15 protein-coding genes are annotated in these 20797 nt (G+C 72.8%); 8 read left to right on the top strand and 7 right to left on the bottom strand.

The features are described 5' to 3' along the window. The first annotated feature begins 180 nt into the window (after nucleotides 1-180). From WMF20_RS40125 to WMF20_RS40105, 5 genes are all read left to right on the top strand, one after another. Nucleotides 181-1293: a PEGA domain-containing protein gene (locus WMF20_RS40125; protein WP_129579225.1), complete on the top strand. Its 1113-nt coding sequence runs from the start codon at nucleotides 181-183 to the stop codon at nucleotides 1291-1293. 17 nt (nucleotides 1294-1310) lie between these two features. Continuing rightward, on the top strand, nucleotides 1311-2957 hold the full coding sequence (locus tag WMF20_RS40120; protein ID WP_437607010.1) for a DUF1565 domain-containing protein: 1647 nt from the start codon (nucleotides 1311-1313) through the stop codon (nucleotides 2955-2957). Nucleotides 2958-3000: 43 nt separating this feature from the next. Beyond that, complete coding sequence (locus WMF20_RS40115) at nucleotides 3001-4566, top strand: hypothetical protein (protein WP_437607009.1); 1566 nt, start codon at nucleotides 3001-3003, stop codon at nucleotides 4564-4566. 493 nt (nucleotides 4567-5059) lie between these two features. Further along, nucleotides 5060-5881, top strand: a complete 822-nt coding sequence (locus WMF20_RS40110; RefSeq protein WP_437607008.1) for a hypothetical protein — start codon at nucleotides 5060-5062, stop codon at nucleotides 5879-5881. A 221-nt stretch (nucleotides 5882-6102) separates the two neighbouring features. Further along, nucleotides 6103-6822 (top strand): hypothetical protein, encoded by a 720-nt coding sequence (locus WMF20_RS40105; protein ID WP_129579222.1) that lies wholly within the window; start codon nucleotides 6103-6105, stop codon nucleotides 6820-6822. Between the two features lie 28 nt (nucleotides 6823-6850). Here the strand turns inward: WMF20_RS40105 and WMF20_RS40100 are convergent, their stop codons facing one another. Both WMF20_RS40100 and WMF20_RS40095 read right to left on the bottom strand, forming a co-directional pair. Next, the gene (locus tag WMF20_RS40100; protein WP_437607007.1) at nucleotides 6851-7711 is read right to left on the bottom strand and encodes an MBL fold metallo-hydrolase; all 861 of its coding nucleotides are present in this window, start codon (nucleotides 7709-7711) and stop codon (nucleotides 6851-6853) included. Then, nucleotides 7708-8892, bottom strand: coding sequence for a thiolase family protein (locus WMF20_RS40095; protein ID WP_437607006.1), 1185 nt, complete (start codon nucleotides 8890-8892; stop codon nucleotides 7708-7710). The genes WMF20_RS40100 and WMF20_RS40095 overlap by 4 nt, the downstream gene beginning before the upstream one ends. Before the next feature lie 324 nt (nucleotides 8893-9216). Here WMF20_RS40095 and WMF20_RS40090 point away from each other — a divergent pair, with 324 nt between their 5' ends. The 3 genes from WMF20_RS40090 to WMF20_RS40080 all read left to right on the top strand — a co-directional run bounded on the left by WMF20_RS40090 (nucleotide 9217) and on the right by WMF20_RS40080 (nucleotide 13454). After that, nucleotides 9217-10080 (top strand): DUF2515 family protein, encoded by an 864-nt coding sequence (locus WMF20_RS40090; RefSeq protein WP_437607005.1) that lies wholly within the window; start codon nucleotides 9217-9219, stop codon nucleotides 10078-10080. Between the two features lie 172 nt (nucleotides 10081-10252). Next, complete coding sequence (locus WMF20_RS40085) at nucleotides 10253-10954, top strand: peroxiredoxin (RefSeq protein WP_437607004.1); 702 nt, start codon at nucleotides 10253-10255, stop codon at nucleotides 10952-10954. A gap of 373 nt (nucleotides 10955-11327) precedes the next feature. Continuing rightward, nucleotides 11328-13454: a glycosyl hydrolase gene (locus tag WMF20_RS40080; RefSeq protein ID WP_437607003.1), complete on the top strand. Its 2127-nt coding sequence runs from the start codon at nucleotides 11328-11330 to the stop codon at nucleotides 13452-13454. Between the two features lie 65 nt (nucleotides 13455-13519). On the opposite strand, the gene WMF20_RS40075 is transcribed toward WMF20_RS40080, so the two are convergent. From WMF20_RS40075 to WMF20_RS40055, 5 genes are all read right to left on the bottom strand, one after another. After that, nucleotides 13520-15265, bottom strand: a complete 1746-nt coding sequence (locus WMF20_RS40075) for a class II glutamine amidotransferase (RefSeq protein ID WP_129579217.1) — start codon at nucleotides 15263-15265, stop codon at nucleotides 13520-13522. A 21-nt stretch (nucleotides 15266-15286) separates the two neighbouring features. Further along, entirely contained in the window at nucleotides 15287-16321 is a 1035-nt protein-coding gene (locus WMF20_RS40070) for an alpha-E domain-containing protein (protein WP_129579216.1), read from the bottom strand. After that, nucleotides 16318-17991: a circularly permuted type 2 ATP-grasp protein gene (locus WMF20_RS40065; protein WP_437607002.1), complete on the bottom strand. Its 1674-nt coding sequence runs from the start codon at nucleotides 17989-17991 to the stop codon at nucleotides 16318-16320. The genes WMF20_RS40070 and WMF20_RS40065 overlap by 4 nt, the downstream gene beginning before the upstream one ends. A 45-nt stretch (nucleotides 17992-18036) precedes the next feature. Continuing rightward, entirely contained in the window at nucleotides 18037-18504 is a 468-nt protein-coding gene (locus WMF20_RS40060; protein ID WP_129579215.1) for a response regulator, read from the bottom strand. A 347-nt stretch (nucleotides 18505-18851) separates the two neighbouring features. Beyond that, nucleotides 18852-20699 (bottom strand): chloride channel protein, encoded by a 1848-nt coding sequence (locus tag WMF20_RS40055; RefSeq protein WP_129579214.1) that lies wholly within the window; start codon nucleotides 20697-20699, stop codon nucleotides 18852-18854. Nucleotides 20700-20797: the final 98 nt, after the last annotated feature.

Here is a 20797-nt window from a genome sequence, read left to right as displayed (position 1 = left end):
CCCGATCGACCGGCGCGACGAGGAACGGTGCGCGAAGGTGCGCCCACACGGGGGTGACGATCGGGCGGCGTCTCGGTGGAATACGTTACGAGCGTGGCGTCGGATTTGTCATGCAAAGCGGAGCGCTCGGCGTGCAAGCGCGGTTGCTGGGCAGGCGGCTTCGTCGGTAGAGTCGGCCGCATGATGCGCTTGCGCTCGGTCGTGGGCGGGATTTGCTTTCTCGTCGCGCTGGGCAGCGGCGTCGGGCTCGCGCGCGCGGAGCCGGAGCCCGAGGGGTCGAGGGCGGCGGAGAGCGCGGCGACGAACGCGCACCAGCAGGCCCGGCGTGCCTTCTTCGCGCGGCGGTGGGCCGAGGCGGAGGCGAGCTTCGAGGCCGTCCTGGCGGTGCCCGGCGCGGCCTGGATGCCCGCGGCGCAGCGGGCCGAGGTGCTCGGGTATCTGGGGCTCTGCGAGCTGGAGCAGGGCAAGCACCGGGAGGCCGCCGAGCACCTCGGGCAGAGCCTCGAGCACGACGCCGCCCTGGATCAGGCGCTCCTTCGCAGGTTCACGCGCGCGTTCAACGGGGCCGTCGAGCGCGTCGGGAGGATCTACGTGGCGGCCTCCCCGCCGGACGCCGAGCTCCTCGTGGACGGGAAGCCCATCGGCACGGGCGCCGCGGCCCACGAGCTGTTCGTCGAGCCGGGGGCGTACACGCTCCGGGCCCGGCTGTCGGGCTATGGGGAGGCCTCGCAACGGGTCGAGGTCGCTGCGGGGTTGACGGTCGGCGCGGCGCTGCAGCTCGCGCGCGCGGCCGATGCGCCCGCGCGCGCACCGGATCCGGTCGCGGCGCGGAGCGCACCGGCCGCGCCGGCGGCCCCGCCGGACGCGCCGCCGGCGGCGCCGGGGCCGTGGGCGTCGTGGCCGGGGGCGCTGCGGATCGCGGGGATCGCCGTCGCGGCGGCCACCGTGTCGACGGGGGCGGTGTTCATGCTCCGGGCGAACCGCCTCGACGGGAGCCTCGACGAGCGCATCGACGGCCTCCACCGGGATCCGGCGTGGACCTCGGGCGCGTGCAGCGCAGCGCCGCAGCCCTCGGCGTGCCCGGAGCTCCGCCGCATGCGGGAGCAGCGCGATCTGTCCGGCGCCGTCGGAACGGCCCTCGTCGCGACGGGGGCCGTGGTCGGCGCGGTGACCGCCGCGTCGTTCTTCGTGGACTTCTCGTGGCTGCGATCGACGCCGGCGCGGAGCGGTTTTCAGGTCGTCCCGGCGATGGCGGCGCAGCAGGTCGGCCTGGTGGCGGTGGGGGTGTGGTGAGGGGCTTGGAGACCGGCATGGATGGCGAGGCGAGCGTGAGGCGGGCCAGGGCGGCGCGGAGGGCCGCGGTGTCGCTCGCGATCGCCGCGCTGGGCGCGTGCGGCGGGAGCGTGGTCTCGGGGTGCATGTACCTGGGGAACCACTGCTGGGAAGAGCAGACCTGCGACGAGCCCGCCCCCCCGGCGCCGCCGCCCGCGGCCTCGCCGTGCGACGGCGATCCAGGGAGGGCGCCGGCGCTGGACGCCTGCGGGGTGTTCGTGCGCGCGCAGGGCGACGACCGCAATCCGGGTACACGGGAGAGGCCCGTGAAGACCTTGCGGCGCGCCATCGTGCTCGCCGCGGGCGGACGCAGCGACGGGCAGGCGCCGACCCGGCGCGTGTACGCGTGCGGCGAGACGTTCGAGGAGGCGGTCGTGCTGCCCTCGGGCGTGGACCTCTGGGGGGGCCGCCGCTGCGCCGACGGGGACTGGTCGTTCGGGGGGGCCGACCAGCTGACCACGATCGCCCCGGGGCCGGCGGGGATCCCGGTCCGGGTCCTCGACGGGGGAGGGGCGAGGTCGACGGTGTTCGGGGTCCGGGTCGTGGCCGCCGAGGGGTCGGCGAGCGACGGGAAGTCGTCGATCGGGATGATCTTGAGCCAGGGGGCGAAGCTCCGGCTGTTGGAGAGCCACGTCCACGCGGCCGACGGGCGGGACGGGGAGCCGGGGGAAGACGCCCCGCGCATCCGGGCGAAGGACGGGGAGTACGGGGAGGACGGGGTGAACGCGTGCACGGCGGAGGTCGCGACGGGCGCGCCACCCGTCGTCACCGAGTGCGACGGGGGCATCGAGTCCACCGGCGGACAGGGCGGCGATGGCTACGTCGACGAAGGTGGCGACGGCCAGCCGGGCGCGCCTTCCTCGGCGGAGAATCCGGTGGAGTCCGGCGAGGGGGGGCTCGGCGCGGGCAGCGCGGGATGCACGGCCGGAGCGCCGGGCGCGGACGGTGAGCCCGGCCGGCATGGCCCCGGTGCGAGCGGCCTTGGCAGCCTCGACGCGACCGGGTGGGTGGGCGTTCGAGGCGCCGATGGCGGCCCCGGGGGCATCGGCCGGGGCGGCGGGGGCGGCGGCGGGAGTCGATCGAGGGTCGGCATGATCCAGTGCCGTCCCGGAGCGCCTCGGGGCGGCGCTGCCGGCGGCTCCGGAGGCAGCGGCGGCTGTGGTGGAAAGGCGGGCCAGGGAGGGGGCTATGGGGGATCGAGCATCGGGATCGTGGCGCTGGGGGGCGCCGAGATCACGGTCGAGGCCGGTACGGTGGTGGCCGGCCGAGGTGGCAATGGCGGGGCCGGCGGGACAGGCCAACTCGGTGGCGCTGGGCTCAAGGGCGGTCAAGGTGGGCTCGGCTATGGTCTCGACATGTGGGACGCGTGCCCCGGGGGCCATGGTGGCGACGGCGGCGAAGGCGGCAACGGCGGGGGTGGCCTGGGTGGACATTCGATCGGCATCGCCACCGTCGGTGTCACAAAGGTGAGCTTTGAACGAGGTGCGGATGTCAGGCTCAAGAGCGCTGGCGACGGCGGCCCCGGGGGAGGTGTCCGCGAGGACGAGGGCGGGGGTGAGCACGGCAGATCGGAAACCTGGGTCGTGTTCGCTGCGGCGGCCCAGGCCGAGGAGCCACCGCGATGAAGATTCCCACGCACGGCGCACGACATCGAGAGGCACCATGAGGATGGTTGAAGCCCAACGACTGCTTCTGCTGGTGCCGCTCGCGGCGGCGGCGTGCGGGATCGATCTCGGTCCCTATGAGGACGAGGAGCGCCCTCCGCCGTGCGGCGGCGCGACGTCGTGCGCGCCTGCTCCTCCGCCGGAGTCGGTCTGTCGCGCGTACCTCACCGCCGACCAGGCGGAGGCCGGCTGCGGCGTGTTCGTCCACTTTTTCGTGGGCGACGATGCACATCCCGGCACGCGGGACGCGCCGGTGCGGACCCTGCCGCGCGGCATCGAGCTCGCGCGCACGGGGAGCGGGCGCGTGTTCTTCTGCGGCGCGCATGACGGCGAGATCAAGCTGCCCTCCGGCGTCGATATCGTGGGGGGCTTCAACTGCTTGAACGACTGGAAGCGGGGGACCACGATCCCCGGTACCCGCGACCTCAACGATGCAATCCTCCAGACGACGCGCAAGGGGATCATCGCGCTGACCATCGAGCCCGCGAGCCCCGGCGACACAGGGGCCGCCGACGGCGTGTCCACGCTCGCCGACGTCCGATTGGACAGCGGAAACGAGGTCGGGCTCTTCGTTCGGTCCGGTACCGCCGTGGAGATCGTTCGTGGCGGGATCGAGGGGAATTACAGCTTCAGGACGGAGGGCGGGGAGGACGCGCCGCAGTTTCCGGTGGCGCCCGACGGCGCGGACGGCAATGGCGGTGTGGAGGGCTGCGCCGCGACCCCCGCGGCCGGCGGGGCTCCGGTGACGAGCCCATGCGACGACGGCGCCGTGTCGATGGGCGGCAAGGGAGGCGACGGCGGGATCGCCAGAGGCGGCGACGGCGGCGACGGTGCGCCCGCGCCGAGCCCCGATCCCGAGGATCCCTATCCCCGGGGTGCCGGGGGCATCGGAGACGGCGGCGATGGCCGCTGCGGGGACGGGGAGCAGGGGCGAAGCGGCGCGCCGGGCGTCGACGGGGCGCCGGGCCAGGGCATCGGGCGTATCGGCGAGGAGGGCTGGATAGGCGCCCGGGCCGGGGACGGACGCAGGGGGGCGCCGGGCCAGGGGGGCGGCGGCGGCGGCGGTCTTCGCGGGAGTGCCGCCCTCTGCGGCGCGGCCTCCCGATCGGGGCCGTCCGGAGGCTCGGGCGGCGGCGGCGGCTGCGGCGGCAAGGGCGGGAAGGGCGGCGGCAATGGCACGCCGAGCATCGGGATCCTCGCGCTCCACGCCAAGGTCACGGTGCGCGACAGCCGGATCGTCACGGCTCCGGCCATGCCTGGCGCGGACGGCGGGGAGCCTCGGAGCGGCGGCCGCGGGGGGCGCGGCGGGGGCGGCGCCTACTCGCCCAATGGGTACGACCGCGCGTGCAACGGCGGCGCCGGCGGCTTGGGGGGCCCGGGCGGTTATGGCGGCGGCGGGCGCGGCGGGGACTCCATCGGCATCGCCCACCTCGACGATACCGAGATCGTGCTGGAGAACGTCACGTTCGAGCTCGGCGAGCCCGGCAAGGGCGGCATCGGCAACCCCGCGGATCCCGCGACGTGGGGCGAGGACGGCATCGCGGTCGAGACATTGCGCTTCCCGGAGTGAGCCGCACGCACCGCCTGGGCGCGCGTGTCCAGCACGCGGGCCAGGGGCGGGCGCTCGGATAGAGCGACGCCCTCGATTCCTGGACGAGGCGGATCGGTTCCTGGACGGGGCGGATCGGTTCCTGGACGAGGCGGATCGGTTCCTGGACGAGGCGGATCGGTTCCTGGACGGGGCGGATCGGTTCCTGGACGGGGCGGATCGGTTCCTGGACGGGGCGGATCGGTTCCTGGACGGGGCGGATCGGTTCCTGGACGGGGCGGATCGGTTCCTGGACGAGGCGGATCGGTTCCTGGACGGGGCGGATCGGTTCCTGGACACCATCGCTGGATTCCTTCGTCGCTCCTTCACATTGCCACGCTCGCCAACTTCTTGCTTTGCTCGCGCCACCCCGTCTCGACCTCTTGTCGCTCCTCGCGAACGTCGTTAACCGAGGAACGCTCGGGGAGGACGTCACTCCCCATGAACAACCCTCTCGGTACATCAGGAGATTCCGATGCCCAAAGCCAAGACCGATCTGGACCTGTGGATGAACGAGGCGCTCGCCGCTCCGGGGAACGGCGAGCTCTCCCTCTCCGTGCCCCTTCACGTGCTGTTTGGCGAGGCGGTCGACGTCGCGAGGTTCCACAAGACCTACTGGAAGCCGGAGCTGAAGGACGGAAAGGTGGTGCGCCGCGGCCTCGAAATGGCCGCGAGCAAGAAGAAGAGCGCAAACACCCTGACCGCGAAGACCGGCGAGGAGATCCTCTCGCTCCAGCGCGCCGCCGTGGAGGCGGGCACGCGCTACCTGCTCGCCGTGGACCCGAAGAAGGCGAGCCCCTTCGAGCGCGGGCAGGTCGTCCTCGACGAGATCACAGCGACGCTCGAATGGCTGTTCGACGACGGCGTCGAGGACGAGAACGACAGGAGGCTCGCCAAGCTCGGACAGGCCCACGCGGACGACCCCGCCACCGCCGACGCGCTCGCGCTGGCCCTCGACGACTACGCCGCCCTCGCGGCGCCCCACCGCGAGGCGATGGACGGCCTCGGCGGGTTCGACGCGGCCATGCTCGACGAGGCCAAGGAGCTCGCGGCCGCGCTCCGGGCGCACGTCACCCAGAGCGCCGGGCTCGGTGAAAAGGCGCGCGACGCGCTCGTCCTCCGCAACAAGGTGATCGGGCTCCTGAACGCGCGGATATCGACGGTGCGCGCGGCGGCGCGGTTCGTGTTCCGGGACCGGCCGGACATCGTGCGCGAGTCGACGAGCGCCTACGAGCGGCGGCGCCGGGCCGAGGCCAAGCGCCGCGCGACGAAGGCCGACGCGCCCGTGCCCCTGTGAGCCCGACCTGAGCCGCCGTAACGCCGCCTCGTCCCGCGCGCGCCCGGCGGCGTTAGCGATGTGACGGTCCCGCCGAGAACCGCCGGATTTCCTGTACTTCCGTGCTGGTGCCTCTCTTGCTTGCGCCTCGATCACGGCGGGCGAGCACCCGCGAGCATGGCGCGCTCGCCGGAAACGACGTGGGTCGTCCACCCACGCTGCGTGGAGAGCGAGGAGCACCAATGAAAATATCCGCAATGGTTTCCACCCTCGTCGCGGTGTCCCTGTGCGCCGGGGTGGCGTTCGCCGAGGGCAGCCGCGCTCCGCGCGAGCCGCGGCACCTCCAGGTCCTCAGGTCGCGCGGCGACCTGGTCGATCGGGTCTATCACCACCGCGCGCCGCGGGAGCAGGCTGCCGGGCGGCACGCGCGCGCCGAGCGCCCCGAGCCGGTCCGCGTCGCCCGCGGGCACGCGCAGGAGCGGATCCGCTGCTCGGACACCGGCGTGGACTGCCCCTCCCGCGCGGCGATCCACAGGAGCCGCGCGGAGGCGCGCGCCGATGCGGCGGGGCGCAGGGCGGCGCAGCCGTCGCCGCTCAGGAGCAAGGCCGAGTCGCGCATGCGCTGCAGCGACGCGGGGGAGTGCTCCGCCTCGAGCGCCGGGGCGCGCCGCGCCTGGGCGGGTCGGTCGGCCGGGGCGCCGGCCGCGCAGGGGAAGGAGCGCGCGGCCGCGCCGCGGGACGCCGCGCAGCGGCAGAGCCCCCGCATGGCCTGCAACGAGGGCGAGGAGTGCGCCATGTCCAGCAAGGAGGCGGCGAAGTTCTGGGCCGCCCAGTCCATCAAGGCGGGCACCAAGTCCCCGAGCCAGATCGCCTCGGAGCGGTCCGAGCGGGCGCGCCGGGTCGCCGAGCGGCAGCGCGAGCGCGACGCGCAGCGCGCGACGAGCGACGCCGCCGCGAAGTGAGCCCTCCGTCAGGCCGTGCGGCCGGGCGTCATGCCCCGCCGCCGGCCGCTCGCCGCCATAGGCCGTCGCGGCGCGCGGCCCGACCCTCGCGCTCCAGCTTGATCAGGTGCGCCTCGAGGCTCAGCCGCGCGATCGGCCAGGCGAGGGGCGCCGTGTCCGCGTAGGCGACCGGCAGGAGCGCCTCGAGCGACGCGCCGCCCTCGCCGGCCGCCGCCTCGAGCGCCTCGAGCACCCGCTGCTCGCGCATGTGCCGGTGCGCGACGTAGCGCCGGAACAGCGCCTCGGGCGCGTCGATCGGCTCGCCGTGCGCGGGCAGGGCGACCCGGGCGCCGAGCGCCGCGAGCCGATCGAGCTGCGCCAGGTAGACCGCCATGTCCCCCTCCCGGGGGTCGATCAGGATGGTCCCCACGCCGGCTACCATGTCGCCGCAGACCAGGATACCCCGCGCCTCGTCGAGGAAGCAGAGGTGATCCGGCGCGTGCCCCGGCGTGTGGAGCACGCGCAGCGCCGTCGGCGCCGGCCCGTCGAGCCGCACGACCTCCCCGTCCGAGAGGCGGCGCGCGACCGGGACGCCAGGCAGGCGCGGCGCCGCCTCGGCGTGCGCCCAGATCGGCACCCCGAGCTCGGCCGCGAAGAAGCGCGCGCCCCCCACATGGTCGGCGTGGTGGTGGGTCACCGCGATCGCCACGATCGACCGCCCCTGGCCGGCGAGGCCGCGCGCCCACGCGAGCCACGCGCGGCGCTCGTCCTCGTACGGCGTGGCCGGCTCGACGAGCAGCACCTCGCGGCCGCCGAGCGCGTAGCTGTTCGTGTGGGTCGCCGGCGGCAGCGTCGGCGTGCGCGCGGCGAACGCCTCCGCGCCCGCCGCGATGGCCCGCGGCCGGATCACCGCTCCACGACGACCGCGAGCGCCTCGCCGCCGCCGATGCAGAGCGTGGCGAGCCCGCGCTTCGCGCCCCGGTCCTTCATCGCGAAGAGCAGCGTGGTCAGGATGCGCGCCCCGCTCGCGCCGATCGGGTGGCCGAGCGCGACCGCGCCGCCGCGGACGTTGACCCGCTGGGCGTCGATCCCGGCGAGCTTGTTCACGGCGAGCGCCACCACCGCGAACGCCTCGTTCACCTCGTAGAGGTCGATCTGGTCCGTCGTCAGGCCGAGCTTCTTCGTGGTGTTCGCGATCGCCGCGGCCGGCGCCGTGGTGAACCACTCGGGCGCCTGCGCGGCGCCGCCGTAGCCGACGATCCGCGCGAGCGGCGTGAGCTTGTGCTCCTTCACGGCCCGCTCGCTCGCCAGGACGAGCGCGCTCGCGCCGTCGTTGATCGACGAGGCGTTGGCCGCGGTGATCGTCCCGTCCTTCTGGAAGGCGGGCTTCAGCGAGGCGAACTTCTCGGGCTTGCCGGCCGGCGGGCCCTCGTCGTCCTTCACGACCACCGCGTCGCCCTTCTTCTGCGGGACGGCGACCGGCGCGATCTCCGCGGCGAAGAGCCCCTCGCGCTGCGCCGCGAGCGCCCGGCGGAAGCTCTCCCTCGCGTACTCGTCCTGCGCCTCGCGCGAGAAGCCGTGCTCCTTGGCGCACGCCTCGCCCGCCGTGCCCATGTGGAAGTTGCCGTACGGGTCCCAGAGGCCGTCGTGGATCATCCCGTCCACGAGCTTGCCGTCGCCCATGCGGTAGCCGGAGCGCGCCTGCGGGAGGTAGTAAGGCACGTTCGACATCGACTCCATGCCGCCGGCGACCACCACGTCGGCGTCGCCGAGCGCCACCGTCTTCGCGCCGAAGATGACCGCCTGGAGCCCCGAGCCGCACACCTTGCTCACCGTGGTGGCCGGGACCTTGCTCGGGATGCCGGCATAGATGGCGGCCTGCCGGGCCGGAGCCTGCCCGATGCCGGCGGACAGGACATTGCCCAGGAAGACCTCCCCGACGGCATCGGGGGAGAGGCTCGCCCGCTCGAGGGCCGCCCGGATGGCGACCTCGCCCAGGCGCGGGGCGGGCAAGGGCGAGAGCGCTCCCTGGAATGCGCCGATCGGCGTCCGGGCCGCTGCGACGATGTACACGGGGACGGGTAGGGTCATGATCTCCTCCGGCGGCGCTGGTGTCGTCTCGTTCGACGTCGCGTTCGACGACGCGCGATGACGCGGTCAGGCGCGTCGTGCGAACGTGCCTGTTGGTACCTCGGCTGCCCCGCTGCGGCAAGCCGGCCCAGGGCGCTCCTCCGCCGCGCCCCCAGGCGGCGTTCGCATCGTCACATCGGTTCGTCCTCCGCCACCCTCCGCCGCCCTCCGCGCTCCCCGCCGGCGCGCTCCCCGCCGGTCGGGCTCTTCCCTCCGTCGTCGACGCCGCGGGAAATCCGGAAAGCCGCGAAGTCGACGTGGCCGGCCTCATGCAGAGAGCCCGGCATGGTCGAGACGGTGTGCTCGGAAGCGTCGGGCCGCATCGGCACAGCGCGCCTCGCGGCGCTGCTCGACGAGCTCGACGCGCGAAACGTCGACAACGTGGCGCGCACGGAGAGCTACCTGGAGCTCTACGCGCTCACCCGCGCCCATCCGCCGGATCTGCCCTGGCTGCTCATGGCGCACCTCGTGTCGCGCAACGCAGGCGCCCTGATGACCGAGATCGCGGCGGCCCTGAACCGCGGCGACGGCGCGATCGCCCCGTCGGCGCTGCGGGAGAGCTTCCTCTTCCTGGAGCGCGCCAATCACCTCATCTTCTTCGACGCCTGGTATCATGTGCTCCACCACCTGCTCGGGCAGAGCGCCGAGCTCCGGCCGGGCCGGTGCTCGCAGTTCGTCCGCGACGCGTGGGCCAGGCACGAGGCCGCGCGGGGGGCCGGCCAGCCGCACCTCGCGCTCGAGCGCGCCCTCGTGCGAGATCTCGTGACCAACGAGCAGAACGTCATCGAGCGCCGCGTCGTGCACCACCCCCGGTTCTCCAACGCGCGGGCGCTCCTCGCGCTCGCCGAGGCGCTGGGGCAGGAGACCCCGGTCGTGCTGCCGTGCGCGCGGGCGCCGATCCGGGTCGGCGGCTTCGCGTTCCTCGACCGGCGCATCGCCGCCGGGATGCGCATCTACGGCGCCATGGCGGACCGCGCCGCGCGCGACGCGATGTACGAGTGGGCGCGGCGGCACCCGCACGACGGCTCGTGGGCGCCGTGGGGCGGCCCGCCGCGGCCGCGGCTCCGGGAGGCGTGGCCCGCGCCGGCCGTGCGGGCGCTCTGGGACGGAATTCACGCGCCGCCCGAGCCGGACCCGGGCTGGCCCTGACGCCCGCGCCTCGGGGGCCGAGGCCTCGCCGACTCGCCGCCTCGGACCGGCCGCGGGCGCGGCCCCGGGGCAGCTCTGTGGTGCGCCGGCGACGCCGCGTGTATCGTGCCCGCCGTGGGGCCGGAGGGGGTCAGTCCCCCCTGCGCCCGATCAGACAAGGAGCGAGCGAGCGATGGTGAATGTAGGCGACCGTGCCCCGGATTTCTCCCTCGAAAGCGACAGCGGCAAGAAGGTAGGCCTCGCGGATTTCCCGGGCAAGACGGTCGTCCTCTACTTCTATCCGAAGGACGACACGCCCGGCTGCACGCGGGAGGCCCAGGCCTTCTCCGCCGGGCTCGACGCGTTCGCCGAGGCCGGCGCCGTCGTGCTCGGCGTCTCCCGCGACTCCGTCGATCGCCACCGGAAGTTCAGGGACAAATACGATCTCGGGGTGACGCTCCTCAGCGATCCGGACCTCGTCGCGCACGACGCCTACGGCGCCTACGGCGAGAAGACGATGTACGGCAAGAAGGTGACGGGCACGATCCGGAGCACGTTCATCATCGGCCCCGACCGCGAGGTGAAGCACGTCTTCAGCGCCGTGAAGGTCGACGGCCACGCCGACGCCGTGCTCGCGCTCGTGCGCGGCGGCGACGCGCCCGAGGCGTCGCCCGCGCCCGCGCGCCGCGGAGCCACGAAGGGCGCGGCCGCGAACGGCGCCGCCAAGGCGCCCGCGAAGAAGGGCGCCGCCAAGGCGCCCGCGAAGAAGGCCGCCGCCAAGGCGCCCGCGAAGAAGGCCGCCGCCAAGGCGCCCGCGAAGAAGGCCGCCGAAAAGGCGCCCGCGAAGAAAACCACCGAAAAGGCGCCCGCAAAGCCCGCTGCCAAGCCCCGATGACGCGCCGCCCGGCGCGGGCGGGGACACGAGGGCGGGGATGTGCGATGAAATATCAATAAACTTGCCAGTTTACCGCCTTCATGCGAGCTGCCCTCCGGGCAGGCGCGATCGCGACCGTCGGACAATGACGTAGCGATTCGCGGCCTGTGGGACGGCGATCGCCTGATTGATGAGGTCGCGACGGCTTCCCGCGCGGCGTCCGCCGCGCGCGCCAAGCTGGACGGGCCCCGCGCTTCGTGAAAGAATCTTGCTCCGTTGCTTGCAGATCGATGAAATTACCACGACACCAGGGCTCATCTCTCGATCCGCTTCACATCAGGTGGAGCGATGAGCGCTGGAGCGAGGGAGCAAGAGAATGATGTTGAAGCATCCGATGCTACGGACTTTCACGTTGCTGAGCTGCCTGTGCGCCATCGCCGCCTGCGGCGACGACGATCCGCCGCCGCCCCCGCCGGCCAGCAATGACGGCGGCGGAGGCGGCGGAGGGGGCGACGGCGGCGCCGGCGGCGTGGTGATCGAGACGTGGGAGCTCGACCGCGACAAGCCGCTGTCGAAGGTCGAGCCGGAGTTCGAGCAGTCGGCGCACCCGCTCGAGCCGAGCGCTGCCCTGTCCCGCCTGAAGGCCCCGCTCCCCACGAACGCCACCTGGATGAACTTCGTGCTCGGCGCCGGCGATCAGCGGATCAACGCCGCGCCGTACGACCTCAAGGCGCTCGGACAGGGGCTGTCGATCGCCCGGCCGGACGTCGCGGTGGCGAGCAAGGCTGTCACGACGGCGGACGTCTCGCATCTCGGCCTCAGCGCGCGCGAGGCCTTCTCCGGCCACGCGGTCACGTCGTCCGACCTGCTCTCGGTCACCGTGGAGTGGAAGGCGCAGGGCGGCACCATGACCGCGCCCATCGTCTACGGGATGCCCTATGTCACGACCACCTACGCCGGGCTCCGCCCGTCCGTGCGCGCCGGCGACGGCGTGGCGATCACCTCGGTGAACGGCGAGTCGACGAGCCCGACCGAGGTCACGGGCGATCGATTCGAGATCTCGCTCAACAACGGTCAGACGTGGGTCCTCTACGCGTTCCCCGAGATCACCCTCGAGTGGGACGCGCTCTCCATGGTGGCGCGCGCGCCGTACGAGGGCTCGCTCCGCCTCGCGCTCGTGCCGGGGCCGAACGCGGAGGCCGAGCTCGACAAGCACGCCGCCGTCATCCCGGTCGGCGGCGACGTCGAGGCGACGGTCACCGAGGACACCGCCTCGGTGCGCTTCGTCTGGAAGACGGAGGGCGAGGGCGATCTCCTGACCATGGCCCTCCCGCACCACCTGGAGCGGCTCGAGATGGCGAAGGGCGCGGACATCGCGTATCCGACCGTGATCGGCAAGATGAAGGGCATCTCCGGGGCGAGCTGGGAGCTCGTGTACCCGCTCAGCACGATCGGCTGGGACTCGCCGCGCCGCGTCTCGGACGACTGGAGCGAGGCCGTCGTGGACGCGCTCGAGGACGAGAGGTCGTTCACGCCCGCTCAGGACGTCGCCGGCGTGGACCCCTATTTCGGGGGCAAGCAGATCGCGAAGCTGGCGCGCCTCGCGCAGATCGCCGAGGCGGTCGAGAAGGAGGATCTCGCCGAGGAACTCAGGGCGCGGCTCAAGTCGAAGCTCAACCCGTGGCTCAACGGCACGAACGAGAACCCCTTCGTCTACGACACGTCCTGGGGCGGCATCGTGACGACCAAGGGCCTGGAGAGCGAGACCGCCGACTTCGGCCAGGGGTATTACAACGATCACCACTTCCACTACGGCTACTTCCTCTATGCCGCGGCCGTCCTGGCGAAGGCCGACGCGGACTGGCGCGACGAGTACGCCGACAAGGTGCTCTGGCTCGTCCGCGACATCGCGAACCCGAGCGCGAAGGATCCGCATTTCACGCCGTTCCGCAACATGGATTGGTTCAGGGGGCACTCGTGGGCTTCGGGGCTGTTCCCGTTCGCGGACGGCCGCAACCAGGAGTCGACGTCGGAGGCCGTCAACGCCTGGTACGGCATGAAGCTGCTCGGCGAGGCGCTCGAGAACGACGACGTGAAGAACATCGGCCGGGTGCTCCTCGCCATGGAGACGGCCTCCGCGCAGACGTACTGGCAGATCACCTCGAACGGCACCGTCTACGACGTGCCCTTCAAGGAGAACGGCGCCGTCGGCGTCCTCTGGTCCACGAAGGCCGACTTCGGGACGTGGTTCGGGGAGAACCCGGAGTACGTCTATGGCATCCAGCTGCTCCCGATCACGCCGATCTCGGAGTCGCTGATCTCGAAGGCGTGGGTCAGCTACGCGTGGCCGGCGATGGAGGCTGTCTCGACGGGCGCGGAGGACCCGTGGAACGCCTTCCTCGTCGCGGCGCACGCGACCGTCGACAAGGAGGCGGCCTGGGAGGAGGCGCAGGAGCAGACCGCGCTCGACGACGGCCTCAGCCGGACGGCGCTCCTCTACTGGATCGCCACGCGGCCCTGAGCCGCGCCCTCTCAGAGCGGCCGTGAGCCGCGCTCTCCCTCAGCGGCCGTGAGCCGCGCCCTCCCTCAATCGATCGGCTCGACCCGCACGTCGACCTCGAGGCGCTCCGCACCACCCCCGACGAAGATGGTGCCCGACGTCGGCGTCGCGTCCATGTAGTTGCGCCCGACCGCGACGCGGATGTGCTCGGTCTGGGTGAGGATCCCGTTCGTCGGGTCGAAGCCCTTCCAGCCGATCTCCGGCAGGTACACCTGCACCCAGGCGTGCGACGCCTCGCTCTGCCGGTGGTTCTCGTGCTTCGGCCCCGTGTAGATGTACCCGCACACGTAGCGCGACGGCACGCCGAGCAGCCGCGTCAGGCAGATGAACAGGTTCGCGAAGTCCTGGCACACGCCGCGGCGGTTCGCGTACACGTCGAACGCCGTCGTGAACACGTTCGTCGCGCCCTGCTTGTACTCGTATTCGTCGAAGATCGACGCGTTCAGGTCGAGCAGCGTGTCGAGCAGGTCGTAGTCGTTCCGCTCGACGAACGTCATCGCGTACTCGCTGAGCTCCGCGAGCTCGCTCTCCGCCAGCTCCGGCGGCAGGAGGAACGGCTGCAGGATCTGCCGCTGCCACGGCATCCACACGAGCGGGATCGTCGAGCGGGCGCGCAGCGGGCGGAAGCTCAGCGGATCTGTGTCGAGGAGCTCCAGCCGCGACTTCGACTCGATGATGAGCTCCTTGAACGGCGTGTCGAGCAGCACCCGCCGCGCGCGGTTGCCGAAGACGTCGTCGTAATCGCGCTGCTGGCCCTCGACCGACAGGTTGATCTCGTTGTGGAGCAGCGTCTGCAGCCGGTCGTGCGCCGGCGTCAGCCGCAGGAGGTGCGTGCTGCGCTCGACCGCGGTCGCGTAGTGGTACGCCGTGCGGTGCACCACCTGGAAGCGGCGGATCGGCGCGTGCGTCGGGCGGCGGACCGGGCGCGACGAGAGCGGCGGCGTCGACGGCGCCGGCCGGCGGCGATCGACGTGCGGCGTCGCCGTGGCCCGCAGCGCGCCCTGCCGCAGCACCACGAGGTGGCCCGGAGGGACGCGCTTCCAGGTCGCGGGCTGCGCCCCCGCGTGGACCTTGAGCTCCTCCGACGAGACGATGACGCCCTTGCGGCTCTTGACCCCCCGGCGGGTGAGATCGACCTCGAGGTCCTCGTCCCCGAACGCGAGCCGCTCGTACGGCGGCAGCACCTCCCACAGGAACGCGTCCCCCTCGCGATCGCGGTCCGCGTAGACGACGAGGTCGCGGCCGTCGGCCAGCACCGACGTGAGCGGGCCGTGCTCGTTCATCTCGTCGAACCAGTCGCGCAGGACGGCCGGATCGATGTCGCCGAGGCTCCGGAGGCCCTCCGACGCCATCCAGCGGAGCAGCTCGCACAGGATGAGCTCCGTGTCCGTCGACCCGACCGGCTGGAAGAGCGACTTCGGATCGACCTCGATCCGGTCGACCAGGCTGCCGCTGTGCGCGAACAGCCAGTCGCGCCCGCCCCAGCTCCGGCTGAACGGCTGCGTGTTGGCGTCGTTGATGCTGCCCCACGTCGCCGTGCGGATGTGCAGCACGAGCAGCGACGACTCGAGGTGCTCCCACGCCTTCACGAGCTCGCTGCGGATGCTCCCCTGCGGCGGCGCCGGCTCCTTGAGCACCGTGGCGCTCGGCTCGCCGCCCGGGTAGTAGCCGATGCCCCAGCCGTCGGGCAGCTTGCCCCCGGGGCGCAGGCACGTGAGATCGAAGCACGGGGCGAGCTCGCCCTCGAACGACATCGCGAGGAGATTCGGCATGGATACGTCGGCGGGTCTTGGCTACTGGCTCGTGGCGGAGGGGCTGCTGTCGGGCGGCCCGTAACCGAGCAGCTCGCGACCGATACCGTCGCAGATCGTGGCTGTCTCGTCGACCACATGGGTGAGCGCCGCGTGGACCGTGAGCGGATCGAACGGCTCGGCCGCCCTGTCGGCGACCCACTGGTGCAGGAGGTGCAGCCGCGTGACGCTCTCGCCGCCGGGCAAGGTCGCGCTCTCCGGCGGCCGGATCTCGCAGAGCCGGGCGAACGCCGCGTGCACGCAGTGCCGGATCGAGCGCGGGAAGCGGGGCTCGAAGAGGAGGAACTGTGCGACCGCCTGCGCGTTCACCTGACCCTGATGCAGCTTCATGAACGGCTCGAACCCGGAGCAGGCGCGGAGGAGCGAGAGCCAGAGCGCCGTCTCCACCACCCGGTGGCGCCCGGGCACGCCGCCCTGCCCCGCGCCGTTTCCGTCGGACGTCGGCGGCTCCACGGCGGTGAGGGCGTGGTGGTGGACGTCGAGCGTGCGCGCGGTCTGCCCGACGCGCTCGAGCAGCACGCCGAGCCAGATGAAATCGAGCGGCGTGTCGTGGAGCATCGTGCTCTGGGTGAGCCCGAGGCAGAGCTGCGTGAGGTGCCGCACGCGCCGGTAGAAGGCGTAGCGGCTCGACCTGAACTCCTCGAGCGCCTGCTCGCCGTTCATCCAGAGGTGGAGCTCGTTGACGGCCTCCCACGCCTCGACGCTGACGACCTCGCGGATCGACCGCGCATTGAAGCGCGCCGCGGAGCTCGAGATGCGGAGGCTCGTCGGGTTGTCCTCGTCGAGGCTCATGTAGCGCTGCACGAGCTCGCCGTCGGCCGCGGCGTCCTCGCCGTGCACCTCGGCGAAGTGCGCCTTCTGCCCGGCCACGATGATGACCGGCAGCCAGCACTGCTGCGGCGAGAGCTCGGCGTCGAGCGCGAGGTTCTGCGTGACGGCGAGGATCCGGGCCACGCTCTCGATCCGCTCGAGGTAGCGGCCGAACCAGAAACAGTGATCGGCGACGCGGGAGATCACGGGGCCTCCGTGGGGTCGGACGGGGGCGGGGACGGTGGGGGCCGGGAGGGTGGGGGCGGGGAGGACGGCACCGGCGCGCTGGACGCGCCGTTGCTCGCGGCCCCGGGCGCCGGGCGCGGGGCGCCGACCGACGGGGGCCGCTCCGCGCCGTCCCCCGGGCCCTTCAGGACCCAGGTGTCCTTCGAGCCCCCGCCCTGGCTGGAGTTGACGACGTACGAGCCGGCCACGAGGGCGACGCGCGTGAGCCCGCCGGGCAGCACCCACGGGCCGTCGCGGCCCGTCAGCACGTACGGGCGGAGGTCGAGCCGGCGCGGGACCGCGACCCTGGCGGCCGGGTCCCAGGTGGGGCCGGTCGACAGCTCGACCCGGTGCTGCGCGATGTAGCGGCGCGGCGTCGCCTCGATGCGCGCGCGGAACTCCTCGCGCTGCGCGGCGGTCGACTGCGGGCCCATGAGCATGCCGTAGCCGCCGGCCTCGTCGACCGCCTTGACGACCAGCTCGTGGAGGTGCTCGAGCACGTAGCGGCGATCGTCGTCGCGCATGCACAGGTAGGTGGGCACCTGCTCGAGGATCGGCTCCTCGCCGAGGTAGTAGCGGATCATCTCGGGCACGAAGGGGTACACGGCCTTGTCGTCGGCGACGCCGTTGCCGGGCGCGTTCGCGAGCGCGACGTTGCCGGCGGCGTAGGCGCGCATCAGGCCGCGCACGCCGAGCAGGCTGTCGGGGCGGAAGGCCTCGGGGTCGAGGAACGCCTCGTCGATGCGGCGGTAGATGACGTGGACCCGGCGCGGGCCGCGCGTCGTCCGGACGAAGACCTGATCCTGATCGACGAAGAGGTCGGGCGCCTGGACGAGCTCGAGCCCCATCGTGCGCGCGAGGAAGCTGTGCTCGAAATACGCCGAGTTGTACGGCCCCGGCGTGAGCACGACCGCGCTCGTGCCGCCCGGGCTCACGGGGGACACCGAGCGCAGCGTCTCGGCGAGCCGGGCCGGGTAGTGGTCGACCCGCTGGACGCGCGCCTTGTCGAGCAGGTGCGGCAGCACGCGCTTGCTGATGAGCCGGTTCTCCAGGACGTAGGACACGCCGGACGGGGTGCGGAGGTTGTCCTCGAGGACGCGGAAGGTCCCGGCCGGATCGCGGATGATGTCGACGCCCGCGATGTGGATGCGCACCCCGCCCGGGGGCCGCAGGCCGTGGGCCTGCTTCAGGTACTGCCCCGAGCCGAGCACGAGGTCCCGGGGGACGCGCTCGTCCTTCAGGATGCGCTGGTCCCCGTAGACGTCGTCGAGGAACAGGCCGAGCGCGCGGACCCGCTGCTCGAGGCCGCGCTCCATGTGGGCCCAGTCGGCCGCGGAGAGCATCCGGGGGATGAGGCAGAGCGGGAAGATCTTCTCCGCGCCGCGCTGGTCCGCGTAGACCGAGAAGGTGACGCCCTGGTTGAGCAGGGCGAGCTCCGCGAGCTGCTGCGCGCGCGCGAACTCGTTCGGCGCGAACGCGCCGAGGAGCGTGGCAGTGCGCAGGAACTCGGGTCGTGGGGCGCCGTCTGGGCCAAACAGCTCGTCGTAGGCGCCGGGGAGGGGAGCGTAGCCGGCGAAGAGGCCGGCACCCGGGGTCTCTAACAACACTGGAGTGAAGCTACCGCCGGAGGGCCCTCGAGGTCCATGGGCCATTTGCGGTTTCGATTGGATGGAGCGCGCGCTCGCGAGCGGCGGGAGCTACTCGGCGCTGAGGATCTGACGCTCCCGGCAGTGCGTGAGCTCGTCGACCGCGGCCAGGAAGGCGTCGTAGTCGATCGGCTTGGGGAGCACGCGAGCGACACCGAGGCTCGTCGCGTCATGTTTTGAAGACGCGGATGAAACAATGACTGGTATACGCGCCGTCTTCTCGTTGTGCCGGAGCGCCGTGAGCAGGCCCCAGCCGTCCATCACCGGCATCATGATGTCGACGACGAGCAGGTCCGGCGGCGCGATCTGGTCGAGCAGCGCCAGCGCCTCCTCCCCGTTCGAGGCGCAGCGCACCTCGTAGCCGCCCTCGCTCTCCAGGATCATGCTCACGACCTCCTGGATGCTGGGCTCATCGTCGACGACAACCACGAGCTTGGCGCGGCTGTTGGGCGCGCTCGAGCGTGTTCGTACCTCTGCGTTGCGCCGCACCGTCCGACCTCCGAGCGTATCGACCAGCATGCCCACTCTCCCCTGCGCGCTCTCCGGATCGAATTCCAGGGATGAACCAGAGTATCCCCCACGCCCCTGGTTCCGTCGCTGCGTGGAATCCAAGATTGGTAGCTCAGGAGACTCCCGAAACGGGCCGCGGCCCTGCGCGTGGGCATTGCGCCCGAGACCGCGCTCGGCGGCGCGGCGCGACCAGGACATCCGCCCGCGTGCGCTCGTGAAGCCCGGGCGTTCGCGGCGAGGCCGCGCGGGCGCCGAAAAGTTGCCTTTTCCCGAGGGGCGCGCCCCGGGCGACGCGCGCGGATGACGCCCATGACGCGCGCGGATGACGCCCGTGACGCGCGCGACGCGCGCGGCTCCTACGGCGCCGTACCTTCGAGCTGCGCCGTGGTGTCGTGGTAGGCGCGCGTGATGTCGGACTCGTCCAGGATGCCGACGATCTTGCCGTCGCCGTCGGTGACCAGGAGCTCGCGCACGCGGAGCTCCAGCAGCACCTGGAGCGCGCGGTGCAGGTCCGCGGTCTCGCTGACCGAGGCGGGGCTCGCCATCATGTCGTGCGCGATCGCGAGCCCCGACAGCTCGGGGCTCATCGCGGTGGCGCGGAGGATCTCGGCGTCGATGGTCCCGATGACCTTGCCGTCCTCGGAGAGCACCGGGAAGGTGTCCTGCCACTCGCACGCCGCGATGCGCTCGACCACGACCGACGCGGGCGTCCGCGCCTCGAACGACACGAACGGGCGGCTGCGGATGACGATGTCGGCGACGCGGATGCTGCGGAGCACGTCGACGATGAGCTCGTCGCGGTGCGCCGGGGACTCGCGCTTCGTCGCGACCTGCGCGCGGTACAGGGTGCTGTGCCGCAGCGCCACGAAGGCGATGCCCTCGCACAGCATGAGCGGCACGAGCAGGTCGTAGCTGCCGGCGAGCTCGCAGACCATGACGAGCGAGGCGATCGGCACGTGCGCGATGCCGCCGTAGAACGTGCCCATCCCGACGAGCGCGAACGCGCCGGGATCGATGCGCGGGTCGCCGAGGAGGAGCTCCGCCGCGCGCCCGAACGCCCCGCCGGTGAGCGCGCCGAGCACGAGCGACGGGCCGAAGTCGCCGGCGCTGCCGCCCGAGCCCACCGTCAACGAGGTCGCGACGATCTTCGTGGCGAGCAGCACGAGCAGGAGCTGCACCGCCGTCCACCCGCTGGGCATCCACGAGGCCCCGGTGATCGCGACCTGGGCCGCCCCGTAGCCCGCGCCCAGCAGGCCGAACCCTTGCCCCGGCCGGTCGAAGCGCGGCCCGAGGAGCATCAGCAGCGGGGCCACGATCGCGCCGAGCGCGAGGCCGCCGAGCGCGGGCTTCGCCCAGATCGGCAGCCGGATCTGGTGCATCGTGTGCTCCACCGTGTGCAGCGTCCGGAGGAACACCGTGGCCACGAGCGAGACCACGAGCGCGAGGGCGGCGTAGAGCGGGAGGTGGCTCGGGATGAACGGGTAGCGGGGCGCGTGCGCGAAGAGGGTCGACTCGCCGAAGAAGTAGATGAAGACCGAGTACGAGACGACGCTCGCGAGGATGGACGGCACGAGCGCGTCGGCCTCGAAGTCGTCGCGGTGCAGCACCTCGACGGCGAGGAGCGCGGCCCCGAGCGGCGTCCGGAACACGGCCGACATGCCCGCGGCCGCGCCCGCGATGAGCAGGATCCGCCGCTCGCGCGGGCCCACCCGGAGGGCGCGCCCGATGATCGAGCCGATGGCGCCGCCGATCTGCATGGTCGGCCCCTCGCGCCCGCCGGAGCCGCCCGAGCCGAGCGTGAAGATCGAGGCGATCGCCTTCACCACCGGGACGCGGCGGCGCATGTTGCCGCCCAGCCGGTGGAACGCGTTGATGAACGCGTCGCTGCCGCCGCCGCGGGTCTCGGGCGCGAGCTTGGCCGTGAGCAGCCCGCCGACGAGGGCGCCGAGGGCCGGCACGAGGCAGACGAGCCACGGCCGGAACGGCCCGCTGCGCACGCCGGTGAGCACCGCCTCGCCCTTCGCGCGGAGCGGCCTGTAGCCGGTGATCGCGACGAGGAGCTCGTGCTCGGCGAGCTCGAGGGCGGCGAAGAACAGCGAGCCGGCGATGCCGGCCGTCACGCCGACGAGGATCGCGTGGAGCAGCACCCGACCGACGAGCTGGAACGCGATCAGCCCCTGCGCCCTGGGGATCGGCGTGCGCACCGCCGCTCCCATGCGGCTCGGGCGTGAAGCGTGGTCCTCGGGGGATGACATCGTGATCTCGGGGGCCCGCGCCCCCCCGCCGATGGGCCTGGCAGGGG

It is taken from the genome of Sorangium sp. So ce834 (genome assembly GCF_051521425.1).
Classification (GTDB): Bacteria; Myxococcota_A; Polyangia; order Polyangiales; family Polyangiaceae; genus Sorangium; species Sorangium cellulosum_D.
This window is presented reverse-complemented; position numbering and strand designations above follow the sequence as displayed.

What these genes read in the sequence shown, in the direction of transcription:
- WMF20_RS40125 (WP_129579225.1), top strand. Translation starts at nt 181, where the DNA reads ATGATGCGCTTGCGCTCGGTCGTGGGCGGGATTTGCTTTCTCGTCGCG.
- WMF20_RS40120 (WP_437607010.1), top strand. Translation starts at nt 1,311, where the DNA reads ATGGATGGCGAGGCGAGCGTGAGGCGGGCCAGGGCGGCGCGGAGGGCC.
- WMF20_RS40115 (WP_437607009.1), top strand. Translation starts at nt 3,001, where the DNA reads ATGGTTGAAGCCCAACGACTGCTTCTGCTGGTGCCGCTCGCGGCGGCG.
- WMF20_RS40110 (WP_437607008.1), top strand. Translation starts at nt 5,060, where the DNA reads ATGCCCAAAGCCAAGACCGATCTGGACCTGTGGATGAACGAGGCGCTC.
- WMF20_RS40105 (WP_129579222.1), top strand. Translation starts at nt 6,103, where the DNA reads ATGAAAATATCCGCAATGGTTTCCACCCTCGTCGCGGTGTCCCTGTGC.
- WMF20_RS40095 (WP_437607006.1), bottom strand. Translation starts at nt 8,892, where the DNA reads ATGACCCTACCCGTCCCCGTGTACATCGTCGCAGCGGCCCGGACGCCG.
- WMF20_RS40090 (WP_437607005.1), top strand. Translation starts at nt 9,217, where the DNA reads ATGGTCGAGACGGTGTGCTCGGAAGCGTCGGGCCGCATCGGCACAGCG.
- WMF20_RS40085 (WP_437607004.1), top strand. Translation starts at nt 10,253, where the DNA reads ATGGTGAATGTAGGCGACCGTGCCCCGGATTTCTCCCTCGAAAGCGAC.
- WMF20_RS40080 (WP_437607003.1), top strand. Translation starts at nt 11,328, where the DNA reads ATGCTACGGACTTTCACGTTGCTGAGCTGCCTGTGCGCCATCGCCGCC.
- WMF20_RS40075 (WP_129579217.1), bottom strand. Translation starts at nt 15,265, where the DNA reads ATGCCGAATCTCCTCGCGATGTCGTTCGAGGGCGAGCTCGCCCCGTGC.
- WMF20_RS40065 (WP_437607002.1), bottom strand. Translation starts at nt 17,991, where the DNA reads ATGGCCCATGGACCTCGAGGGCCCTCCGGCGGTAGCTTCACTCCAGTG.
- WMF20_RS40060 (WP_129579215.1), bottom strand. Translation starts at nt 18,504, where the DNA reads ATGCTGGTCGATACGCTCGGAGGTCGGACGGTGCGGCGCAACGCAGAG.